At 71.6% G+C, this 16897-nt stretch carries 15 protein-coding genes; 9 read left to right on the plus strand and 6 right to left on the minus strand.

Features of this window, described 5'->3' with window-relative positions; all coding sequences use genetic code 11:
• Positions 1–4: 4 nt before the first annotated feature.
• The 6 genes from KOL93_RS00490 to KOL93_RS00515 are packed head-to-tail and all read left to right on the plus strand — an operon-like array spanning position 5 to position 6356.
• Positions 5–913, plus strand: a complete 909-nt coding sequence (locus KOL93_RS00490; RefSeq protein WP_221583846.1) for an amino acid ABC transporter permease — start codon at positions 5–7, stop codon at positions 911–913.
• A complete protein-coding gene (locus tag KOL93_RS00495) occupies positions 910–1743 on the plus strand; it encodes an amino acid ABC transporter ATP-binding protein (RefSeq protein ID WP_308291492.1) in 834 nt (277 codons plus the stop codon). Before KOL93_RS00490 ends, KOL93_RS00495 begins: the two co-directional genes overlap by 4 nt.
• Positions 1743–2873, plus strand: a complete 1131-nt coding sequence (locus KOL93_RS00500) for a CapA family protein (protein ID WP_221583350.1) — start codon at positions 1743–1745, stop codon at positions 2871–2873. Before KOL93_RS00495 ends, KOL93_RS00500 begins: the two co-directional genes overlap by 1 nt.
• Entirely contained in the window at positions 2870–4105 is a 1236-nt protein-coding gene (locus tag KOL93_RS00505) for a CaiB/BaiF CoA transferase family protein (RefSeq protein ID WP_221583351.1), read from the plus strand. Before KOL93_RS00500 ends, KOL93_RS00505 begins: the two co-directional genes overlap by 4 nt.
• A complete protein-coding gene (locus KOL93_RS00510; RefSeq protein WP_221583352.1) occupies positions 4102–5118 on the plus strand; it encodes a 2-hydroxyacyl-CoA dehydratase family protein in 1017 nt (338 codons plus the stop codon). Before KOL93_RS00505 ends, KOL93_RS00510 begins: the two co-directional genes overlap by 4 nt.
• On the plus strand, positions 5115–6356 hold the full coding sequence (locus KOL93_RS00515) for a 2-hydroxyacyl-CoA dehydratase family protein (protein ID WP_221583353.1): 1242 nt from the start codon (positions 5115–5117) through the stop codon (positions 6354–6356). The genes KOL93_RS00510 and KOL93_RS00515 overlap by 4 nt, the downstream gene beginning before the upstream one ends.
• Before the next feature lie 40 nt (positions 6357–6396).
• Here KOL93_RS00515 and KOL93_RS00520 read toward each other — a convergent pair whose 3' ends face one another.
• Positions 6397–6978, minus strand: a complete 582-nt coding sequence (locus tag KOL93_RS00520; RefSeq protein ID WP_221583354.1) for a MarR family winged helix-turn-helix transcriptional regulator — start codon at positions 6976–6978, stop codon at positions 6397–6399.
• A 233-nt stretch (positions 6979–7211) separates the two neighbouring features.
• Here KOL93_RS00520 and KOL93_RS00525 point away from each other — a divergent pair, with 233 nt between their 5' ends.
• The 3 genes from KOL93_RS00525 to KOL93_RS00535 all read left to right on the plus strand — a co-directional run bounded on the left by KOL93_RS00525 (position 7212) and on the right by KOL93_RS00535 (position 12084).
• Positions 7212–8540 carry an alpha/beta hydrolase family protein gene (locus tag KOL93_RS00525; protein ID WP_221583355.1) on the plus strand — a complete coding sequence of 443 codons (1329 nt, stop codon included), beginning with the start codon at positions 7212–7214 and terminating at the stop codon, positions 8538–8540.
• Between the two features lie 27 nt (positions 8541–8567).
• Positions 8568–10688, plus strand: a complete 2121-nt coding sequence (locus tag KOL93_RS00530; protein WP_221583356.1) for an alpha/beta hydrolase-fold protein — start codon at positions 8568–8570, stop codon at positions 10686–10688.
• A 226-nt stretch (positions 10689–10914) separates the two neighbouring features.
• Positions 10915–12084 carry a metallophosphoesterase family protein gene (locus KOL93_RS00535; RefSeq protein ID WP_260405822.1) on the plus strand — a complete coding sequence of 390 codons (1170 nt, stop codon included), beginning with the start codon at positions 10915–10917 and terminating at the stop codon, positions 12082–12084.
• A gap of 42 nt (positions 12085–12126) precedes the next feature.
• Here the strand turns inward: KOL93_RS00535 and KOL93_RS00540 are convergent, their stop codons facing one another.
• The 5 genes from KOL93_RS00540 to KOL93_RS00560 form a co-directional block, all read right to left on the minus strand.
• Positions 12127–12921, minus strand: a complete 795-nt coding sequence (locus KOL93_RS00540; RefSeq protein ID WP_221583358.1) for an ABC transporter ATP-binding protein — start codon at positions 12919–12921, stop codon at positions 12127–12129.
• Positions 12918–13961, minus strand: a complete 1044-nt coding sequence (locus tag KOL93_RS00545; protein WP_221583359.1) for a FecCD family ABC transporter permease — start codon at positions 13959–13961, stop codon at positions 12918–12920. Before KOL93_RS00545 ends, KOL93_RS00540 begins: the two co-directional genes overlap by 4 nt.
• The gene (locus KOL93_RS00550; protein WP_221583360.1) at positions 13958–14995 is read right to left on the minus strand and encodes an iron chelate uptake ABC transporter family permease subunit; all 1038 of its coding nucleotides are present in this window, start codon (positions 14993–14995) and stop codon (positions 13958–13960) included. Before KOL93_RS00550 ends, KOL93_RS00545 begins: the two co-directional genes overlap by 4 nt.
• An 8-nt stretch (positions 14996–15003) precedes the next feature.
• Positions 15004–15942 (minus strand): ABC transporter substrate-binding protein, encoded by a 939-nt coding sequence (locus KOL93_RS00555; protein ID WP_221583361.1) that lies wholly within the window; start codon positions 15940–15942, stop codon positions 15004–15006.
• 110 nt (positions 15943–16052) lie between these two features.
• Positions 16053–16892, minus strand: a complete 840-nt coding sequence (locus KOL93_RS00560) for a siderophore-interacting protein (protein ID WP_221583362.1) — start codon at positions 16890–16892, stop codon at positions 16053–16055.
• Between the last annotated feature and the right edge of the window lie 5 nt (positions 16893–16897).

Genomic DNA, 16897 nt, shown 5'->3' on the forward strand with positions numbered 1-16897 from the left:
GGTCATGGCACCCGCGACGATCCACACGAACCCGGCTGCCGAGGCGGTCGACGTCGCGACGGCGCGACCACGGGTCCGGCCTGGCCGGATCATCGGCGGCGCACTCATCCTTCTCGTTGCGGCGAGCATCGTCTGGTTCCTCGTCAGCAACGAGCGGTTCGAGTGGGACGTCGTGGGCTCCTACCTCTTCAGCCCGAGCGTGCTCATGGGCCTGGGCATGAGCCTCGCGCTCACCGCGATCGGGATGGTGCTCGGGTCGATCCTGGGCACGTTCCTCGCAGCGGGTCAGCTGAGCGACTTCCTCCCCCTCAAGCTCGCCTGCATCGCGTTCGTCGGCTTCTTCCGCGGCGTCCCGCCTCTCGTGCAGCTCATCTTCTGGTACAACCTCGCCTACCTGGTTCCCCGGATCGAGGCCGGCGTGCCGTTCGGACCGGAGCTGTTCAGCTGGTCGACGAACGACATCATCACGCCGCTGACGGCCGCCATCATCGGCCTCTCGCTGCACGAGGCGGCGTATATGGCGGAGATCATCCGCGGGGGGATCCTGTCGGTCGACCAGGGGCAGCGCGACGGCGCCGCGGCCATGGGATTCAGTCGCTGGCACACCTTCACCCGCGTCATCCTCCCGCAGGCGATGCGCGTCATCCTGCCGCCGACCGGGTCTCAGGTCATCGCGCTGCTCAAGGGCACATCGCTCGTGTCGGTGATCGCGATGGGCGACCTGCTGCACGCCGTGCAGGTGATCTACAACCGCACCTACGAGGTCGTGCCGATGCTGGTCGTTGCGGTCATCTGGTACCTCGTCGTCGTCACCGTGCTGACGATCGTGCAGCGCCGCGTCGAGGACCACTTCGGCCGCGGATCCGCCAGGACGCCCGTCGCCCGCACGCGCCCGAAGGAGATCGCAGAGTGAACATCGCAGAGGAGTCAGGGCTCATCGTCCAGCCCCAGCGTGCCGAGGAGCAGCCCGTCGTCGAGGTGACGGGCGTGCGCAAGCGCTTCGGCGACGACGACGCGCTCGACGGCGCCACCATGAGCGTCTACGAGGGCGAGGTGGTCGCGATCCTCGGCCCCTCCGGGTCGGGCAAGTCGACGCTCGTGCGCTGCATCGACCAGCTCGAGACGATCGACGGCGGATCCATGCGACTCGACGGCGAGCTGCTCGGATTCGAGGAGATCGGCGGGCACCTGCGCCCCATGACGGACGCGGGGCGGCAGCGGCAGCGGCGACGCATGAGCATGGTGTTCCAGCAGTTCAACCTGTTCCCGCACTGGACGGTGCTGCGCAACGTGACCGAGGCCCCGATCCATGTGCACGGCGTCCCGCCCGCCGAGGCGAGGGCGCACGCGCTCGACCTGCTGGGCCGCGTGGGACTCGCCGAGAAGGCCGATGCGTATCCGAAGCAGCTCTCGGGCGGCCAGCAGCAGCGCGTCGCGATCGTGCGCTCGGTCGCGGTGGATCCGCGGATCCTCCTGTTCGACGAGCCGACGAGCGCGCTCGATCCCGAGCTCGTCGACGAGGTGCTGCAGACGATGAAGCAGCTCGCCCAGACGGGACGGACGATGATCGTCGTCACGCACGAGCTCGACTTCGCGCGCCACGTGGCAGATCGCTGCGTCTTCATGTCCGACGGCCGGATCATCGAGGACCGTCCCGCCGACGCGTTCTTCGCGGATCCGCAGTCGGAGCGCCTGCGCACCTTCCTCGCGCGTTCGGGGCGCGCCGACGCCGAGGCCTCCTGATGGTCGTCGTCCACGCGACCGGCGACCTCGTTCTCGAGCGCGACGACTCGCGTCCGCTGTTCGAGTTCGCCGCGCCCGCGCTCGCCGCGGCCGACGTCGTGATCGGCCACCTCGAGGTGCCGCACACGGAACGCGGCGTGCAGATGACGGCGGACGTGCCTGCCATCCCTGCGCCTCCGACGGCGCTCGACGGCGTCGCGGAGGCGGGCTTCGACATCGCGACGCTCGCGGGCAACCACGTCTTCGACCTCGGCCCGGACGGCATCGCCGACACCCGTCGGCACTGCGCGGAGCGGGGAATCCTCACGACGGGGGCCGGCGGCGATGCCGACGAGGCATGGGCTCCTGCGGTGATCGAGCGGGCGGGCCGCAGGGTCGCCGTCATCAGCGTCAACTGCGTCGGCCCGCGCGAGACGCGCGCCGGATCGGCCAAGCCCGGCTGCGCGAGCGTCGATGTCGTCACGCACTACGAGACCCGCGGCGCGAACCCCGGCGGTCCGCCTCGCGTGTTCACGTTCGCAGATCCGGGCGATCTGCGGATCCTGTCGGACGCGATCGCCGCGGCCGCGCGCGACGCCGACGTCGTCGTCGCGCTGCACAAGGGCCTCGTCCATCAGCCGGTCGACATCGCCGCCTACGAGCACGAGATCTCCCGGGCGGCGATCGACGCCGGAGCCGCCGCCGTCATCGGCCACCACGCGCACATCATGAAGGGCGTCGATGTCTACCGCGGGCGTCCGATCTTCCACGGCCTCGGCAACTTCGCGACCGTCACGCGCGCACTCGGCGGATCCGCCGACGACAGCCCCGAGCGACGTGCGTGGGCGCGCGAGCGCGTGCGCCTGTTCGGGTTCGCCCCGGATCCGAGCACCCCCGACTACCCCTTCCACCCCGACAGCCGGAACACGGCCATCGCGGCAGTCGAGATCACCGATGAGGGCGTCGACGCCGCCCTGATCCCGTGTCGCATCGACGCGCGGTCCCGCCCCGTGCCGCTCTCGCGTTCCGACGGCGGCGAGGACGTCGCCGACTACATCCGCACCATCACCCGCGACGCCGGACTCGGCACCGAGTTCGCGTGGCGTGGTGACCACCTCCGCATCACAGGATCGAAGGAGACGACCCGATGACGACGAAGCCCCTGGAAGGAAAGACGGTCATCGACCTCACGACCGCTCTCGCAGGCCCCTACGCGACGCTGCTGCTCGCGGGGCTCGGGGCGCGTGTCATCAAGGTCGAGAACCCGACGCGGGGCGGCGACTCGTCGCGCAACAACTCGCCGTACGTCACGTCCGACGGCCTGAGTCTGCGCCGCACCTCGGACGACGACATGTCCGTGTCGATGATGCTGCGCGGCCGCGGCAAGCAGTCGATCACCCTCAACCTCAAGCACCCCGACAGCCGCGCGGTGCTGTTCGACCTCGTCAAGGACGCCGACATCCTCGTCGAGAACTACAGCTCCGGCGTCACGAAGCGGCTCGGCATCGACTACGAGGCGGTGCGGCCGCTGAACGAGAAGCTCATCTACACGTCGATCAGCGGGTTCGGCGCGACGGGCGATCACGGCGATCGCAAGGCGATGGACACGATCATCCAGGCCCTCAGCGGCGTCATGACGACGGCGGGGGAGCCAGGGGATCCGCCCGTGCGCTTCGGGCTCCCCGTCGGCGACCTCGTCGCCCCCCTGTTCGGAGTGATCGGAACGCTCGCGGCGAGCCTGCAGGCCGAGCGGACGGGTACCGGCCAGCACGTCGACGTGTCGATGCTGGGCGCGCTCACGTCGCTCGTGGCCTGCGAGCCGTTCGATGCGCTCGAGTCGGTCGGCTTCCCGCTGCGCACCGGCGCCTACGTTCCGCGCCTCGCCCCCTTCGGCACGTTCCGCGCGGTCGACGGCTGGTTCGCGATCTGCGCGCCGACCGATCAGTTCTCGGCGGGTGTCCTGCGTGCGCTGGGGCGCGAGGATCTGCTTGGGTCTGACGAATTCGGGTCGCGCGACGCGCGCGTCGCGAACGCCGACCGCCTGCACGGGCTGATCGCGGGATGGGCGGCGGAGCACACGCTGGGGGAGGTGCTCGCGGCCCTCGACGCGAACGGCGCGCCGGCGGCCCCCGTGCGCACGACGGCGGAGGCCGTGCGCGACAAGCAGGTCACCGATCGGCGCGAGGTCGTTCCGCTCGTGCATCCCAAGTTCGGCCACTTCGACGGTCTGTACGGCTCCGGCGTCCCCGTGGTCTTCTCGGGGACCGAGGCCGACCTGTCGGCGCCCGCCCCCAAGCTCGGCGAGCACACGGACGACATTCTGCGCGGCCTGGGCTACGACGATGCGCGCATCGCCGCGCTGCGCGAGGATCGGGTGCTGTGACCAGCACTCCTCGCGTCGGCGTCGTCGGCGCCGACCTGCCCCGGCAGGTCGCGCTCGCGGCCGGTGCCGTCCCCACGCGGCTGCTCGGGGCGTGGGAGGGCGACACGTCGCGCGAGGCACGAGAGCTGCTCGGTGCGATGGACGTCGTCGCCGTGCGCATCCTCGACGAGATCCTCGCGGGCGCGCACGATCACCTCGCGGGTCTCGTCGTCTGCAACGACTCGTCGGCGAACCTCCGCCTCTTCTATGTGCTCCGCGTCCTCGCGGAGCGCGGGCGCGTCCGGCTCCCCGTCTCGCTGTTCGACGCGCCTCGCGGATCCGGGTCCCCGCGAGAGCACTTCGTCGCGCGCCGCATCGCGCGGCTGACCGAGTTCTGCGAGGCGGTCACCGGATCGGGCCCCAGCGACTTCGCGGCCGCTGCGGCGTCGGAGGACGCACTGGGGGGCGCCCTGCGCGGACTGCGCGCGCGGCGCAGGAGCGGGCGCGTCACCGGGGCCGCGGCGCTCGACGCCTATCGTGCCGCTGCGACCCTCGCTCCCGAGGAGGCGGCTCTCGAGGTCGACCGCGTCGACCGCTCGGCCGCCGGGATCCCCGTCGTGGTGACGGGCGGATCCCACCCTGATTCGTCGGTCTACGCGGCGATCGAGAACGAGGGGCTCCTCGTCGTGGGAGACGACCACGACACGGGCGACGCCGCGTGGATCGGACCCACCGGACGCGACGCCGCCGAGATCGCGCGACTCCATGCGGCCCGTCCGCCGCTCGCGCAGCGGTCGCGCTCCTCCGAGCGGGCGGCTGCTCTGGCCGCGCTGGTGACCGAGACGAAGGCCAGAGGGGTGATCTCACTCGCGCGGGAGCTCGACGACGCGCCCGCGTGGGACCTCGCCGCACAGCGTGCCGCCATCGATGTCCCCCTCGTCGCCCGCACACGCATCGCCCCCGACGCGGCGCGCACTCAGGCGGTCGATGCCGCGCGCGAGCTGCGGGATCGCATCACGGAGGAGGGCGCATGAGCGCCGACCGGCTGCGCAGCGCCCACGAGGCCACGCGTTATCAGAAGCAGTGGTTCCTCGACCTCGCCGAGCGCGCGCGAGCGGGTGAGCCCCTCGCGATCGTCAACGCCGACGCACCGCACGAGATCCTCCGTGCCCTCGACATCCCGTACGTCGTGACGCAGTGGTGGTCGTCCATCATCGCCGCGAAGCGCATGAGTCCCGCCGCGCTGTCGCACGTGGCGGCGCGCGGGCTGCCCGACTTCAGCCTGCAGTACGACGCGATCCCGCTCGGCGAGCAGGATCTCGCCGACGCCGACCGGCCGTGGGGAGGCCTGCCGCAGCCGACCTTCGCCATCGCGGAGCGTTCGGGCGACATCACGCAGAAGATCTTCGAGCAATGGGGCGAACGCGATGGCACCGAGACGTTCCTCCTGTCGCGCACGGGAGGGGATCCCGCGCCGCACGCCTGGTGGGATCTGGTGCCGCACCAGTGGGAGGCGGCCTTCGGATCCGACCGCCTCGACCTGCTGCAGGACGAGATCGGCGAACTGATCACGTGGCTGGAGGAGCGCACGGGGCGCATCCTCGACACCGGCCGACTCGAGCGGATCCTCGAGCTCGGCAACGAGCAGGCGGAGTGGAATCGGCGCACGCGCGATCTCATCGCGAGCGCCCGGCCGACGCCCGTCGCTGTGAACGACACGATGCCCGCGGTCATGGTGCCGCAGTGGCACCGCGGCACCGAGTGGGCGGTGGGGGCGGCGAAGCGGCTGCACGACGAGGTCGCGGAGCGCGTGGAGGAGGAGACGGCGATCTGCCCCGACGAGCGCGTGCGCCTCATGTGGGTCGGCCGCGGCCTGTGGAGCGATCTCGACATGTACCGCCGATTCCAGGAGGAGTTCGGCGCGGTGTTCGTGTGGTCGATGTACCTGGCGATCGCGGCCGACGGGTACCTCCGGTACGGGGACGATGCGACTCGCACTCTCGCCGCGCGCTTCGTCGGCATCACCGACCAGCTGTACATGCCGCCGTGGTCGAGCGAGTGGTACGTCAAGGAGGCGCTCTCCCACGGTGTCGACGGCGTCGTGCACCTGGTCGCGGATGACGCCGCCGGGGCCGGCCTCATCTCCGAGGCGCTCGAGGACGAGGGGATCCCCGTTCTCGAGATCCGCGCGAACAACGCCGACGAGCGCTCCGCGGCGGCCGCCCGGATCCCCGAGCGCATCGAGGAGTTCCTGCGCACGCGCGTGCGCTGACGCGGATCGCGGGTGCGCGGGAGCCTGCCGCGTCGTCGCGCTACTCGTCGTCGGTGCGGCGCTCGGCCCTGATCCGCGCTTGGGCGAGGCGCGAGGGGATGTGGCGGGGGCGCACCGTCGAGGTGCGCTGTGCGATCGCGGCGGCCTCGGCTTCGTCGTCGCCGAAGTAGCCTCCGGCGAGCACGTCGGCGGAGGCCTGCAGGATGTCGCGGAGCGAGCCGTCCGGCGGCCCTCCGAGCGCGGCGATGAGCCGCTCCTCGTGCTCGCGCAGACGCTCGGTGCAGCGGGCGAGCACGGCCCAGCCCTCCTCCGTGAGCTGCACGAGTCGGATCCTCCTGTTGCGGGGGTGGTCGCCGCGCGAGACGAGCCCCTGCTCGATCAGCTCGTTCGAGACGGTGTGCGCCGCCTGGGCGCTCACGAACGTGCGCCGCGCGAGCTGTGCGTTCGAGAGGGGCAGCCCCTCTCCGAGCACCTGCAGCACGACGAACTGCGACAGCGTGACGCCCTCGGCGAGCGCGGTGTTCTCCGTGAAGCGCGTGAACGCTCGCGCGAGTCGGTAGCTGCTGTAGCCGAGCCGGGTCGTGGCCGGTTCGCCGCGCGGGTCTCGAGTGATGTCATCCACGATGAGATCCTACGCGTGCGGGGACGCGGCCCTCCGAATCGCGCCGCCGCCGATCATGGCGTACCCGCCGCTCGGCCGCGTCGAGGGGCGTCTCTCGCCGATTGACTAAGGCGGCTTCTGCTGCCTCAATAATATCAATGGGGTTGATATTTACCCGAAGTGGTGCCACTGTCTTCCCAGATCGCCGCCCGGCGATCTTCTGCCGACGATGGAGTTGGACGAGGAGTACCACGATGGTCATTGCACGACGCGCGTTGAAGATCGGCATCGCCGCCATGACAGCCGGGGCGCTGGTGGGCGCGATGGCGCCGACGGCGGTCGCGGAAGAAGGTGACGAGATCATCGAGGGTCAGCTCGCCGACACCACGCCGTATCGATTCATCGTCCCGGACGACTGGAACGGCACGGTGTTCGTGAACCTCGACTTCGCGTCGGGCTCGCCGTCCGACGCGCAGCAGGCGCTCATCGACGACGGCGCCGCGTACGGCGGCACGACCCGCAACGTGACCGGGTGGCGTCTCGGCGACGCGGTCGACAATCAGATCGAGGCGCTCGACGCGCTCGCGGCGGAGACCGGAGAGCCCGAGCGCGCCATCGCGATGGGGAGCTCGATGGGCGGCATGATCGCCGCGACCACCGGGGAGCTGCATCCCGACCGCATCGACGGCGTCCTCGCCGCGTGCGGCGGGTTGTCGGGAACCGTGTCGCAGTGGAATCAGAAGCTCGACACGGTCTTCGTGCTCGCCCAGCTGATCGACCCGGACCTTCCCGTCGTCGACATCCCTGAGGACATCGCGGCTGCCCGCGCCCTGTGGCAGGGCGCGCTCGCCGAAGCGCAGGAGACGTCGGAGGGACGCGCGCGGATCGCCCTCGCGTCGGCGATCGGCCAGCTTCCCGCGTGGTCGCCGAGCGTCGAGGATCCGGACCCGCGGGATCCCGCACAGTACGAGGCCGGATGGTACGGATCCCTCTCGGGCGATCCGCTGCCGTACATCGGTCAGGCGATGAGCAGTCGACGCTCCGGCACCGAGATGGCCGGGGGACTGCCCTCGTGGAACACCGGAGTCGACTACGCGGAGCAGCTGCGGAAGGCATCGCCCGAGGCGCGACGCGTCGTGGCGGCGCTGTACGAGGAGGCCGGGCTGTCGCTCGATGCCGATCTCGGCATCGTGAACGGCGCCGACCGCGTCGCGGCCGACCCCGAAGCCGTCGAGCGCTTCGCCGAGAACTACGAGTTCACCGGCGCGATCTCCGTCCCCACGCTGACGCTCAACAACGTGGGCGACCAGATCTCGACGGTCGCCCAGCAGTCCGCCTACGAGGAACGTGTGAAGAAGGCGGGGAACGCGAGCCTGCTGCGTCAGACGTATGTGGGGTCCGCCGGGCACTGCGTGTTCAGCGACGCGGAGATGCTCACGGCCGCGCACGTGCTCCTCGATCGTCTCGACACCGGGCACTGGGGAGGCGGCGCCGTCGCGCGCAACCTCAACGCCGCCGCCGAGGAGCTCGACATGGGAGAAGCGCGCTTCCTGAGCTTCCGCCCCGACCGGTTCAATCGGTGATCCGCCATGCGACGTGACACGAACCGGATGACGATCATCACGCGGCGCGCTCTCGCCGTGGCAGCCGGGGCCGGCATGGCCGCGACCCTCGCGATCGGGGTGCCCGCCAGTGCTGAGGAGGGGACGCCGGAGGGGATCCCGAGCGCCGCGCCGCCCGCGGCCTTCTTCGAGGAACCCGACCTGCCCGCCGCAGACCACTGGCCCTTCTCCGAGGACTTCCCGCGCACGTCGGGCACGTCGAGGTATGACGACGGAGCACTGCTCTGGACCGACTGGCTGTACGACGACACGGGCGACGGATCCTTCGACTATCGCGCCGAGTCGGCCGAATCGAACGGTGCGGATGTCTTCCGCGCGGGCGTCGGCGTGCACCGTGATCGCTCCTTCTGGCGGGTCGACTGGAACACGCTCGTCGACCCGGACCTGCCGCTGGCCGTCTGGGGCCTCGATACGGACGACGACCCCACCACGGGCACGGCGACGTGGCCCGCGGAGGCCGGGGTGTCGTCGCCCGGAATGGACGCCTTCCTCACCGTGTCCTCCCGCGGCGTGCGGCTCGAGGACGTCGCGGCGGGAACGTCGAGCGACCTCACGGCGCGCGGCGCCGAGGTCGTCGTCGACGAGGAATCGCGATCGTTCATCGTGTCGATCCCGCGATCCGCTCTGCGCGTCAACGGCGAGTGGACGGTGCGTCTCGCGACCGGTACGGCAGACGAGTCGGGCGAGGCGTTCGCCTCCCCGCCCGGAGACCCGGACGCGCGCGTCTACAACGCGGCATTCCGCACGAACGACCAGGAGAACGCGAACCGCGCGGGCAGTCAGAAGGCGACCACCTGGAACAACGGAGCGCAGAGCGAGGCGCTCTCGAACGGCGACATCGCCCCGTTCTCGCTGCACCTCGACTGGCGGCGCCTCGCGCGCGGCGAGGTCGAGCCCGAGCCGGATCCGGCTGGGTTCTCGGTGCGGTGGTACGTCTCGTCGGTCGAACTCGGCCAGGGGCTCCACCCCGATGCCCGCGCCCCGCAGGGCCAGGCGCCGACCACGGATCCGCGCGTCTACGGACGTGTGCAGCCGTACACCGTCTACGTCCCGGAGTCGTACGATCCCGCCGTCCCCGCGCCGCTCACGCTGCTCCTTCACGGCGGGGGCGGGAACCACAACAGCTTCCGCGGCGACCAGGAGTCGACGCTCCACACCTCGGTGTGCGAGGAGCGGGGGTCGATCTGCGTCGCGCCCCTCGGCAGAGGAGACGCCACGTGGTTCGTCAATGAGGCCGAGCTCGACGTGTGGGAGGTGTGGAACCGCGTCGCCGGCACCTACGCGATCGATCCCGACCGCACCACCGTCGCCGGATGGTCCATGGGAGGCGTGGGAGCCACGCGCCTCGCGGTCAATCACCCGGATGTGTTCGCCGGCGTCGGCATCGTGTCGGGCGCGGGATACATGAACGCCGTCGCGGGGCGCGATGGCGCCGAGGACCCGCTCCGGGTCGAGAACCTCGGGGCGATGCGGGTGTTCATGGACGCCGGGACCGCCGACATCGCGGAGCAGAACACCCGCGACTGGGGAGCCGCCTTCGAGTCGGCGGGCGTGCCGTACCGCGCGCACTACTACGCCGATGCGACGCACGGTCACTTCGGGGTCGTCGGCTGGCCCGAGTTCGCCGACCGCGTCGACGACGCGGTGCGCGAGACGTCGCCTCCGAGCATCGCGTACCGATGGGATCCGCGTGAGGAGCGGGAGGATCTCGGCATCACGATGGACTCCGCCTACTGGATCGACCAGATCGAGTCCCGCGACGCGGACGCGACGTGGAGCCGGGTCACGGCCCGATCCGGGGCGCTCGACACCGTCGTCGCGGAGCCGGTGGTGCACGAGACCTCGGGCGAGTACTCGGGCCGCCACACCGAGATCCGCGAGCTCGTGCACGAGCAGGTGGGGATGCGAGAGCCGTCGAACGAGCTGGAGCTCGACCTGACGAACATCGCGGCGGCTGCGGTCGACCTCGACGCGGCGGGGCTCGGGGAGGCGGAGCAGGTGGTGCTGGACATCGTCACGGATGGTCCGACCGACATCGTGCTGCGCGGTTCCGGAGCCGAGCGCGTCCTGCCGGTCGACGCCGGAAGCCACCGCATCGTCGTGGAGTGACGTCGGCCGCCGAGCGCGGACATCGAACGCGATGGGGGACACCGAAATCGGTGTCCCCCATCGACGTCGATGTCCGCGACCCGCCCGACAACTCCCCGATCCCGTCATCCGGCCATCGGCGACACGTCACGGGCCGTTCGGGCGCCGGACACCTGTCGCCCTCATCCTGGGGCCTGCCCTCCCCCGGATCACACGAAAGGCATCATCGATGTCGTCCTCTTCTCGCATGTCCCTGACCCGTCGCGGCCTGCTGACGGGATCCGTCGCCGCCGCGGGCGCGGTCGCCGCCGCCGCGAGCATCGGCGCCCCGACGACCGCCCAGGCGAAGACGGCCGACGGCCTCGTGCGCCGCGCGCTGCGCTTCCGCGACGACGGCACGTTCACTGTCGTGCAGTTCAACGACACGCAGGACACGCACACGACCGACGAGCGCACGATCGCCCTGCAGGAGGCCGTGCTCGACGACACGGACGCCGACTTCGTCGTGATCAACGGCGACGTCATCACGGGCGGCATGACCTCCGAGCTCCAGGTCAAGCAGGCGCTCAACAACGTCGTCCTGCCGATGGAGAGCCGTCGGATCCCGTGGGCCCTCACGTTCGGCAACCACGACGAGGACAGCGTGCCGCAGACGGGCATGGACGAGGCGAAGATGCTCGCGTTCGTCCGGCAGTACGAGCACAACGTCAACGTGGGCGATGCCGACGTGACGGGAACCGCCAACCAGGTGCTCACGATCCGCTCGTCGTCGAACGGCGATGAGGCGTTCGCGCTGTGGCTCCTCGACTCGGGCCGGTACGCGCCGGGTCAGATCGCCGGCCAGGACTTCGCCGGCTACCCGACGTGGGACTGGCTGCGCTTCGATCAGGTCGACTGGTACTGGCGCACGTCCCAGGCGCTCGAGCAGCGCGCGGGCGGGCTCGTCCCAGGGCTCATGTTCCAGCACATCGCGCTGTGGGAGCACCGCTTCATGTGGTTCGCGAGCGTCGACGGTCGGTCGGACGCCGACCACGCGCGCGCGGCCGCGAAGCACGGGATCGTGGGGGAGCGCAACGAGGCCGAGTGCCCGGGTCCGTTCAACTCGGGGCTCTTCAACGCGATGCTGGACCGCGGCGACATCCGGGGGCTGTTCGTCGGCCACGACCACATCAACACCTACGTCGGCAACTACTACGGCATCGAGCTCGGATACGGTCCCGGCACGGGGTTCGGCCCCTACGGGCTCGGGGGCGCCGACAACCATCGCCTCCGCGGCGCGCGCGTCTTCACGCTCGATGAAAACGCGGACGGCGTCTACACGGGATCCCGAGCCCTGTTCGCGAGCGACTACGGCATCGACCTCACGAACCAGCGTCGGCCGAGCGAGCCCGCGCCGTTCCCGTCGTACGTGAGCTGATCGCCGCTTCCCGGGTGCCGACTGCGTGACCGGAGGACGCCCCTATCGCAGATCCCGCGGCACGACGAGCGGGGTGCCGGTGACCGGGTCCGGGATCACGACATTCGGCAGGGCGAACACGTCGCGGACGAGATCGGACGTGATCGTCGCGGCCGGCGCGCCCTCCGCGACGATCGCTCCCTCGGACATCACGACGACGTGCGACGCGAAGCGGGCGGCCTGGTTGAGGTCGTGCAGCACCGCGACGACAGTGCGGCCGGCGGCGTTGAGGCGGTGGAGGAGGCCGAGCACCTCGAACTGGTGGGAGACGTCGAGGAACGTCGTCGGCTCGTCGAGCAGCAGCATCGGCGTCTCCTGCGCGAGAACCATGGCGATCCACACGCGCTGACGCTGACCGCCAGAGAGCTCGTCGACGCGGCGGTCGCCGAGGTCGCGCACGCCCGTCTCCTCGAGGGCCTCGGCGACAGCGGCCTCGTCGGCGGGCGACCACTGGCGCAGCAGCCGCTGGTGCGCGAACCGCCCGCGTGAGACGAGCTCCGCGACAGTGATGCCGTCGGGCGCGGTCGCCGACTGGGGCAGCAGTCCGATGCGGGTCGCGGCGCGCTTGGCGGGAACGTGCGCGATGTCGGACCCGTCGAGCACGACCTGCCCGGCCGACGGACGCAGCAGGCCGGCGAGCGCGCGCAGCAGCGTCGACTTGCCTGAGGCGTTGGGCCCAAGGATCACGGTGAACGATCCCGGCGGCACGCGGAATGAGAGCCCCTCACTGATGACGCGCTGGTCGTAGCGCAGAGTGACGTCGTCAGCGGCGAGAACGACGGGGGAGGGATCGGTCATGCGGTCTTCCTGATCTCGTGGGCGAGCAGCCAGATGAGGTAGCCACCGCCGATGACGACGGTGACGACGCCGACGGGGACGGTCAGCGGGATCACGTGCTGCGCGACGATGTCCGACGCGACGAGCACAGCGGCGCCTGTCGCGGCCGACGCGGCGATCGGGATCTCTGCCGTGCCGGCGAGGCGGCGCGCGATCTGCGGCGCGGCCAGGGCGACGAACGAGATCGGTCCGGCGACGGCGGTCGTCACGCTCACGAGCGCGACGGCGAGGCCGATCGCCGCCCATCGGATCCGCGAAACGGCGACGCCGCTCGCCCGGGCGGCGTCGGCGCCGAGGTCGAGCTGGCGCAGGCCGCGCGAGACGAGGGGGACGGCGGCGAGGAGCACGAGCACGACGGCGGTCGCGGGCCACCCCGTGGCCGCGGTGACGCCGTTGAGGCTCCCGGCGCCCCAGGCCGCGGCGAACAGCGCCGTCTCGAGTTCGGCGCGCAGGAGCAGCCAGGTGTTGAGTGCGGAGAGCATGGCCGAGACGCCGATGCCGACGACGATGAACCGGAACCCCTGCAGGCCGTCGCGCGAGGCGAGCATGAGGATGGCGACGGCCGCCGCGAGTCCGCCGGCGAGCGAGCCGAGCGTGAGCATGGCCCAGCCGCCGCCGGCGATGAGCGTGAGGATCATGCCCGTGTACGCGCCGCTCGCGAGGCCGATGACGTCGGGACTGGCGAGCGGGTTGCGCGTGAACGTCTGGAAGACGGCGCCCGCGACGCCGAGGGCGGCGCCGAACGCGATCGCGCTCGCCGCCCGAGGGAGACGCCACTCGAGCACGGCGGTGCGTGCGAGCCCGTCCGTCCGGCCGGTGAAGGATCCGACGACCTCCGCAGGTGCGACGGGGTAGTCGCCGAGGGCGAGGGCGGTGACGCCGAGGATCAGGACAACGACGGTGACGGCGGCGGTGGCGGCGGCGCGGCGCACGCGGACGACGACGCGGTGGCGGCCCCGCCCCAGGACGAGGCGCCGGTGGGCGAAGCGGACGTCCGTCACAGCGCGCTCGCTCGGCGTCGGCGCACGAGGGCGATGAGCACGGGCGCCCCGACGAAGGCGGTGACGATGCCGGCGGGCATCTCCCCGGGGGCGGCGACGCGCCCCACGATGTCGGCGAGCACGACGAGCGCGGGCGCGGCGAGCATCGATACGGCGAAGATGCGCCGCTGGTCGGTGCCGACGCTCCAGCGCACGACGTGCGGGATCATCAGACCGACGAACGCGATCGGGCCGGCGATGGCGGTCGCGGTGCCGGCCAGGAGGGTGACGGCGGCGATCGCCGAGCCCTGCACACGTGCGAGTCGCACGCCGTGCGACCGCGCAACATCGGCGCCGAGCGCGACGGAGTTCAGCGCCGGGGCCGCGACGAAGGCGAGGGCCAGGCCGGCGACCAGCAGCGGGGCGGTCGTCGCGAGCACGTCGGGGCCGCGCTCGAGGAGGGAACCGGCGTTCCACCCGCGCATCCGGTCGAAGGCGTCGGGGTGGGTGAGCGTGAGACCCGTCGTGAGCCCCGCCAGCACGGCGCCGACCGCGACGCCGGCGACCGTGAGACGGATCGGATCCGCAGGGCCGCTCCGGGAGGATCCGAGCGCATACACGGCGGCGGTCACGACGAAGGCGCCGAGACAGGCGAGCCAGACGTAGCCGCCGGGCTCGGTGATCCCGAGGAATGCGATGCCGATCGCCACGAAGAATGCCGCGCCCGCGTTGACGCCGAGGATGCCCGGATCCGCGAGCGGATTGCGGGTGAAGGCCTGGATGAGGGCACCCGCGACGCCGAGGGCGACCCCGACCATGACGCCCGCGATCGCGCGCGGCACCCGCTGATCCCATACGACGAAGCGCGCCTCGTCGGTTCCGGCGCCCGCGAGCGCGGCGAGAATCTCGTCGGCCCGCAGCGGGTTCGCGCCGACGAAGACCGATGCGACGAGTGCGGCGACGAGTGCCCCGGCGAAGACCGTCGTCCAGGCGCGCGCGCGACGGGCGGCCGCACCCGTGACCGTCCGTCGCGTCGAGGATCCCGCGCCCGTCATGCGCGCGGTCAGCCCTCCTGCAGGATCCGCTCGAGGTCGTCGAGCACCGTCATGCCGCCGACGGGACCGACGCCGGTGATCCAGAACGAGAAGTCGACGAGCTCGAGGTCGCCGAACGCGTCGGCGTTGTCCGCGATGGACGCGGGCATCGTCGTCGGGTCGTCGACGTCTGCCGTCGTGACGAGCACGAGGTCGGCCTCGGCCTCGCGCGCCTGCTCGGGCGAGATGTCGAGCGAGATGTCCTCCCAGTCGTGTTCGGGCGTCGTGAACCCGGCGCACTCGAGGGTGCTCCCGGCGAAGGACAGGGGGCCGTACAGCGTCAGGCGCGTGTCGCGCGGGCGCACGAGCTGGGCGGTCTGGCCGGCCGTGTCGTACTCGTCGGCGATCTCCGTGCAGCGGGCCTCGTAGTCGGCCAGGAGGTCCTCCGCACCCTGCTCGTCGCCGAGCGCCTCGGCGACGAGGGCGACGTTGTCCTGCCACGGGTCGGCCTGCGTATCCATGAAGACGGTGGGTGCGACGTCGGACAGCTGGTCGTAGAGCGCCGAGTGGCGCGACTCCGTGCCGAGGATGAGGTCGGGCTCGAGGGCGGCGATGCGCTCGACGCTCGGCTCGGTGACGGTGCCGACCATCTCGATGTCCGCGGCCTCGTCGCCGAGGTAGGCGGGCACGCCCGTCTCCTCGCTGAGCACGGCTGTGCCGACGGGGATCGCGCCGAGGGCGACGGAGGTGTCGAGCTGCACGGGCTCGAGCACGACGACGCGCTGGGGGTCATCGGGAACGGCGGTCTCGCCGCGTGCGTGATCGACGGCATGGGTCCCGCCCTCGGTCTGCGCTGCGGCGGAGTCGTCACCGGACGGCGCGGAGCAGGCGGTCAGGAGCAGAGCTCCGGTGGCGAGCGCGGCAACGGCGCCGAGGGGGCGCAGACGGCGGGGAGCGAGCACGGGCATAGGCGTCCTTCTGGTCGGGGAGGGAGCGCTGGCCGGAGGAGCGAACACGGGCCGGCGGGTTACTTAGCTGAGCCTAACCTCACTTGAGGTGGTGTCTCCAATCGACCCCGTCATGCCCGCGGGCGGTCGTTCCAGTACTCCTGCACGTGCACCCGGTCGGAGCGGATCCCCGCGCTCCCGAGCAGCGAGCGGATCCGCGCGACGCGCTGACTCTCGGTCGCACACCACGCGTAGAAGCCATCGCCCGCCGAGGCGGCGGTCGCGCCGTTGTCCCGCGCCCATGCTCCGACGGCCGCGGCGAGGGGGTCGCCGCCGCGCTGCCCAGCCGCGCGCAGAACGACGGCGAGACGGTCTCCGACGTCGTCGCGCAGCCACTCGGCATCCCGCGGGTCCGCGGCCTCGACGAGCACTTCGGCCGCGACGTCGGCCGGCAGGTCGCGCACGATCCCGCGCACCGCGGGAAACGCCGTCTCGTCGCCGCAGATCAGCACACGCCGAGCGGATCCGGGATCCCACTGCACGCCGTGTCGCCCCGCGTCGCGCCGCGCGTCGGGGGCCGAGACGAGCAGGCGGTCGCCGACCTGCGCGCGTCGCGCCCATGTGCACGCCGGGCCCTCCGTGGCGTGGTGGAAGAAGTCGATGTCGAGCTCCTGCCCCTCGGGCCGCGCCGAGCTCACGGTGTAGCTGCGCAGGACGGGCCGCCGGTCGCGCGGCAGGTCGCGCCATTCGCGCCGCCACTCGGCCTCAGGAAGGAGCGCCCGGTCGAGCTCGGCGGGATATGCGGCGGGAGACAGCAGGATCTTGATCCGCTGATCCAGGCCGCGTGGCACGAGGTGAGCGAGCTGCGGGCCCGCGAGCGTCACGCGCGTGAACGCGGGAGACAGTCGCGAGACGACGCGCACGGTCGTGCCGAACAGCGCGTTGGGGGAATCGAGGAAGGAGGGAGTCATCGTGT

The sequence above is a fragment of the Microbacterium salitolerans genome (assembly GCF_019720895.1).
In the GTDB taxonomy this organism is placed as follows: domain Bacteria; phylum Actinomycetota; class Actinomycetes; order Actinomycetales; family Microbacteriaceae; genus Microbacterium.

What these genes read in the sequence shown, in the direction of transcription:
- KOL93_RS00490 (WP_221583846.1), top strand. Translation starts at nt 5, where the DNA reads ATGGCACCCGCGACGATCCACACGAACCCGGCTGCCGAGGCGGTCGAC.
- KOL93_RS00500 (WP_221583350.1), top strand. Translation starts at nt 1,743, where the DNA reads ATGGTCGTCGTCCACGCGACCGGCGACCTCGTTCTCGAGCGCGACGAC.
- KOL93_RS00505 (WP_221583351.1), top strand. Translation starts at nt 2,870, where the DNA reads ATGACGACGAAGCCCCTGGAAGGAAAGACGGTCATCGACCTCACGACC.
- KOL93_RS00515 (WP_221583353.1), top strand. Translation starts at nt 5,115, where the DNA reads ATGAGCGCCGACCGGCTGCGCAGCGCCCACGAGGCCACGCGTTATCAG.
- KOL93_RS00525 (WP_221583355.1), top strand. Translation starts at nt 7,212, where the DNA reads ATGGTCATTGCACGACGCGCGTTGAAGATCGGCATCGCCGCCATGACA.
- KOL93_RS00530 (WP_221583356.1), top strand. Translation starts at nt 8,568, where the DNA reads ATGACGATCATCACGCGGCGCGCTCTCGCCGTGGCAGCCGGGGCCGGC.
- KOL93_RS00535 (WP_260405822.1), top strand. Translation starts at nt 10,915, where the DNA reads ATGTCCCTGACCCGTCGCGGCCTGCTGACGGGATCCGTCGCCGCCGCG.
- KOL93_RS00540 (WP_221583358.1), bottom strand. Translation starts at nt 12,921, where the DNA reads ATGACCGATCCCTCCCCCGTCGTTCTCGCCGCTGACGACGTCACTCTG.
- KOL93_RS00550 (WP_221583360.1), bottom strand. Translation starts at nt 14,995, where the DNA reads ATGACGGGCGCGGGATCCTCGACGCGACGGACGGTCACGGGTGCGGCC.
- KOL93_RS00555 (WP_221583361.1), bottom strand. Translation starts at nt 15,942, where the DNA reads ATGCCCGTGCTCGCTCCCCGCCGTCTGCGCCCCCTCGGCGCCGTTGCC.
- KOL93_RS00560 (WP_221583362.1), bottom strand. Translation starts at nt 16,892, where the DNA reads ATGACTCCCTCCTTCCTCGATTCCCCCAACGCGCTGTTCGGCACGACC.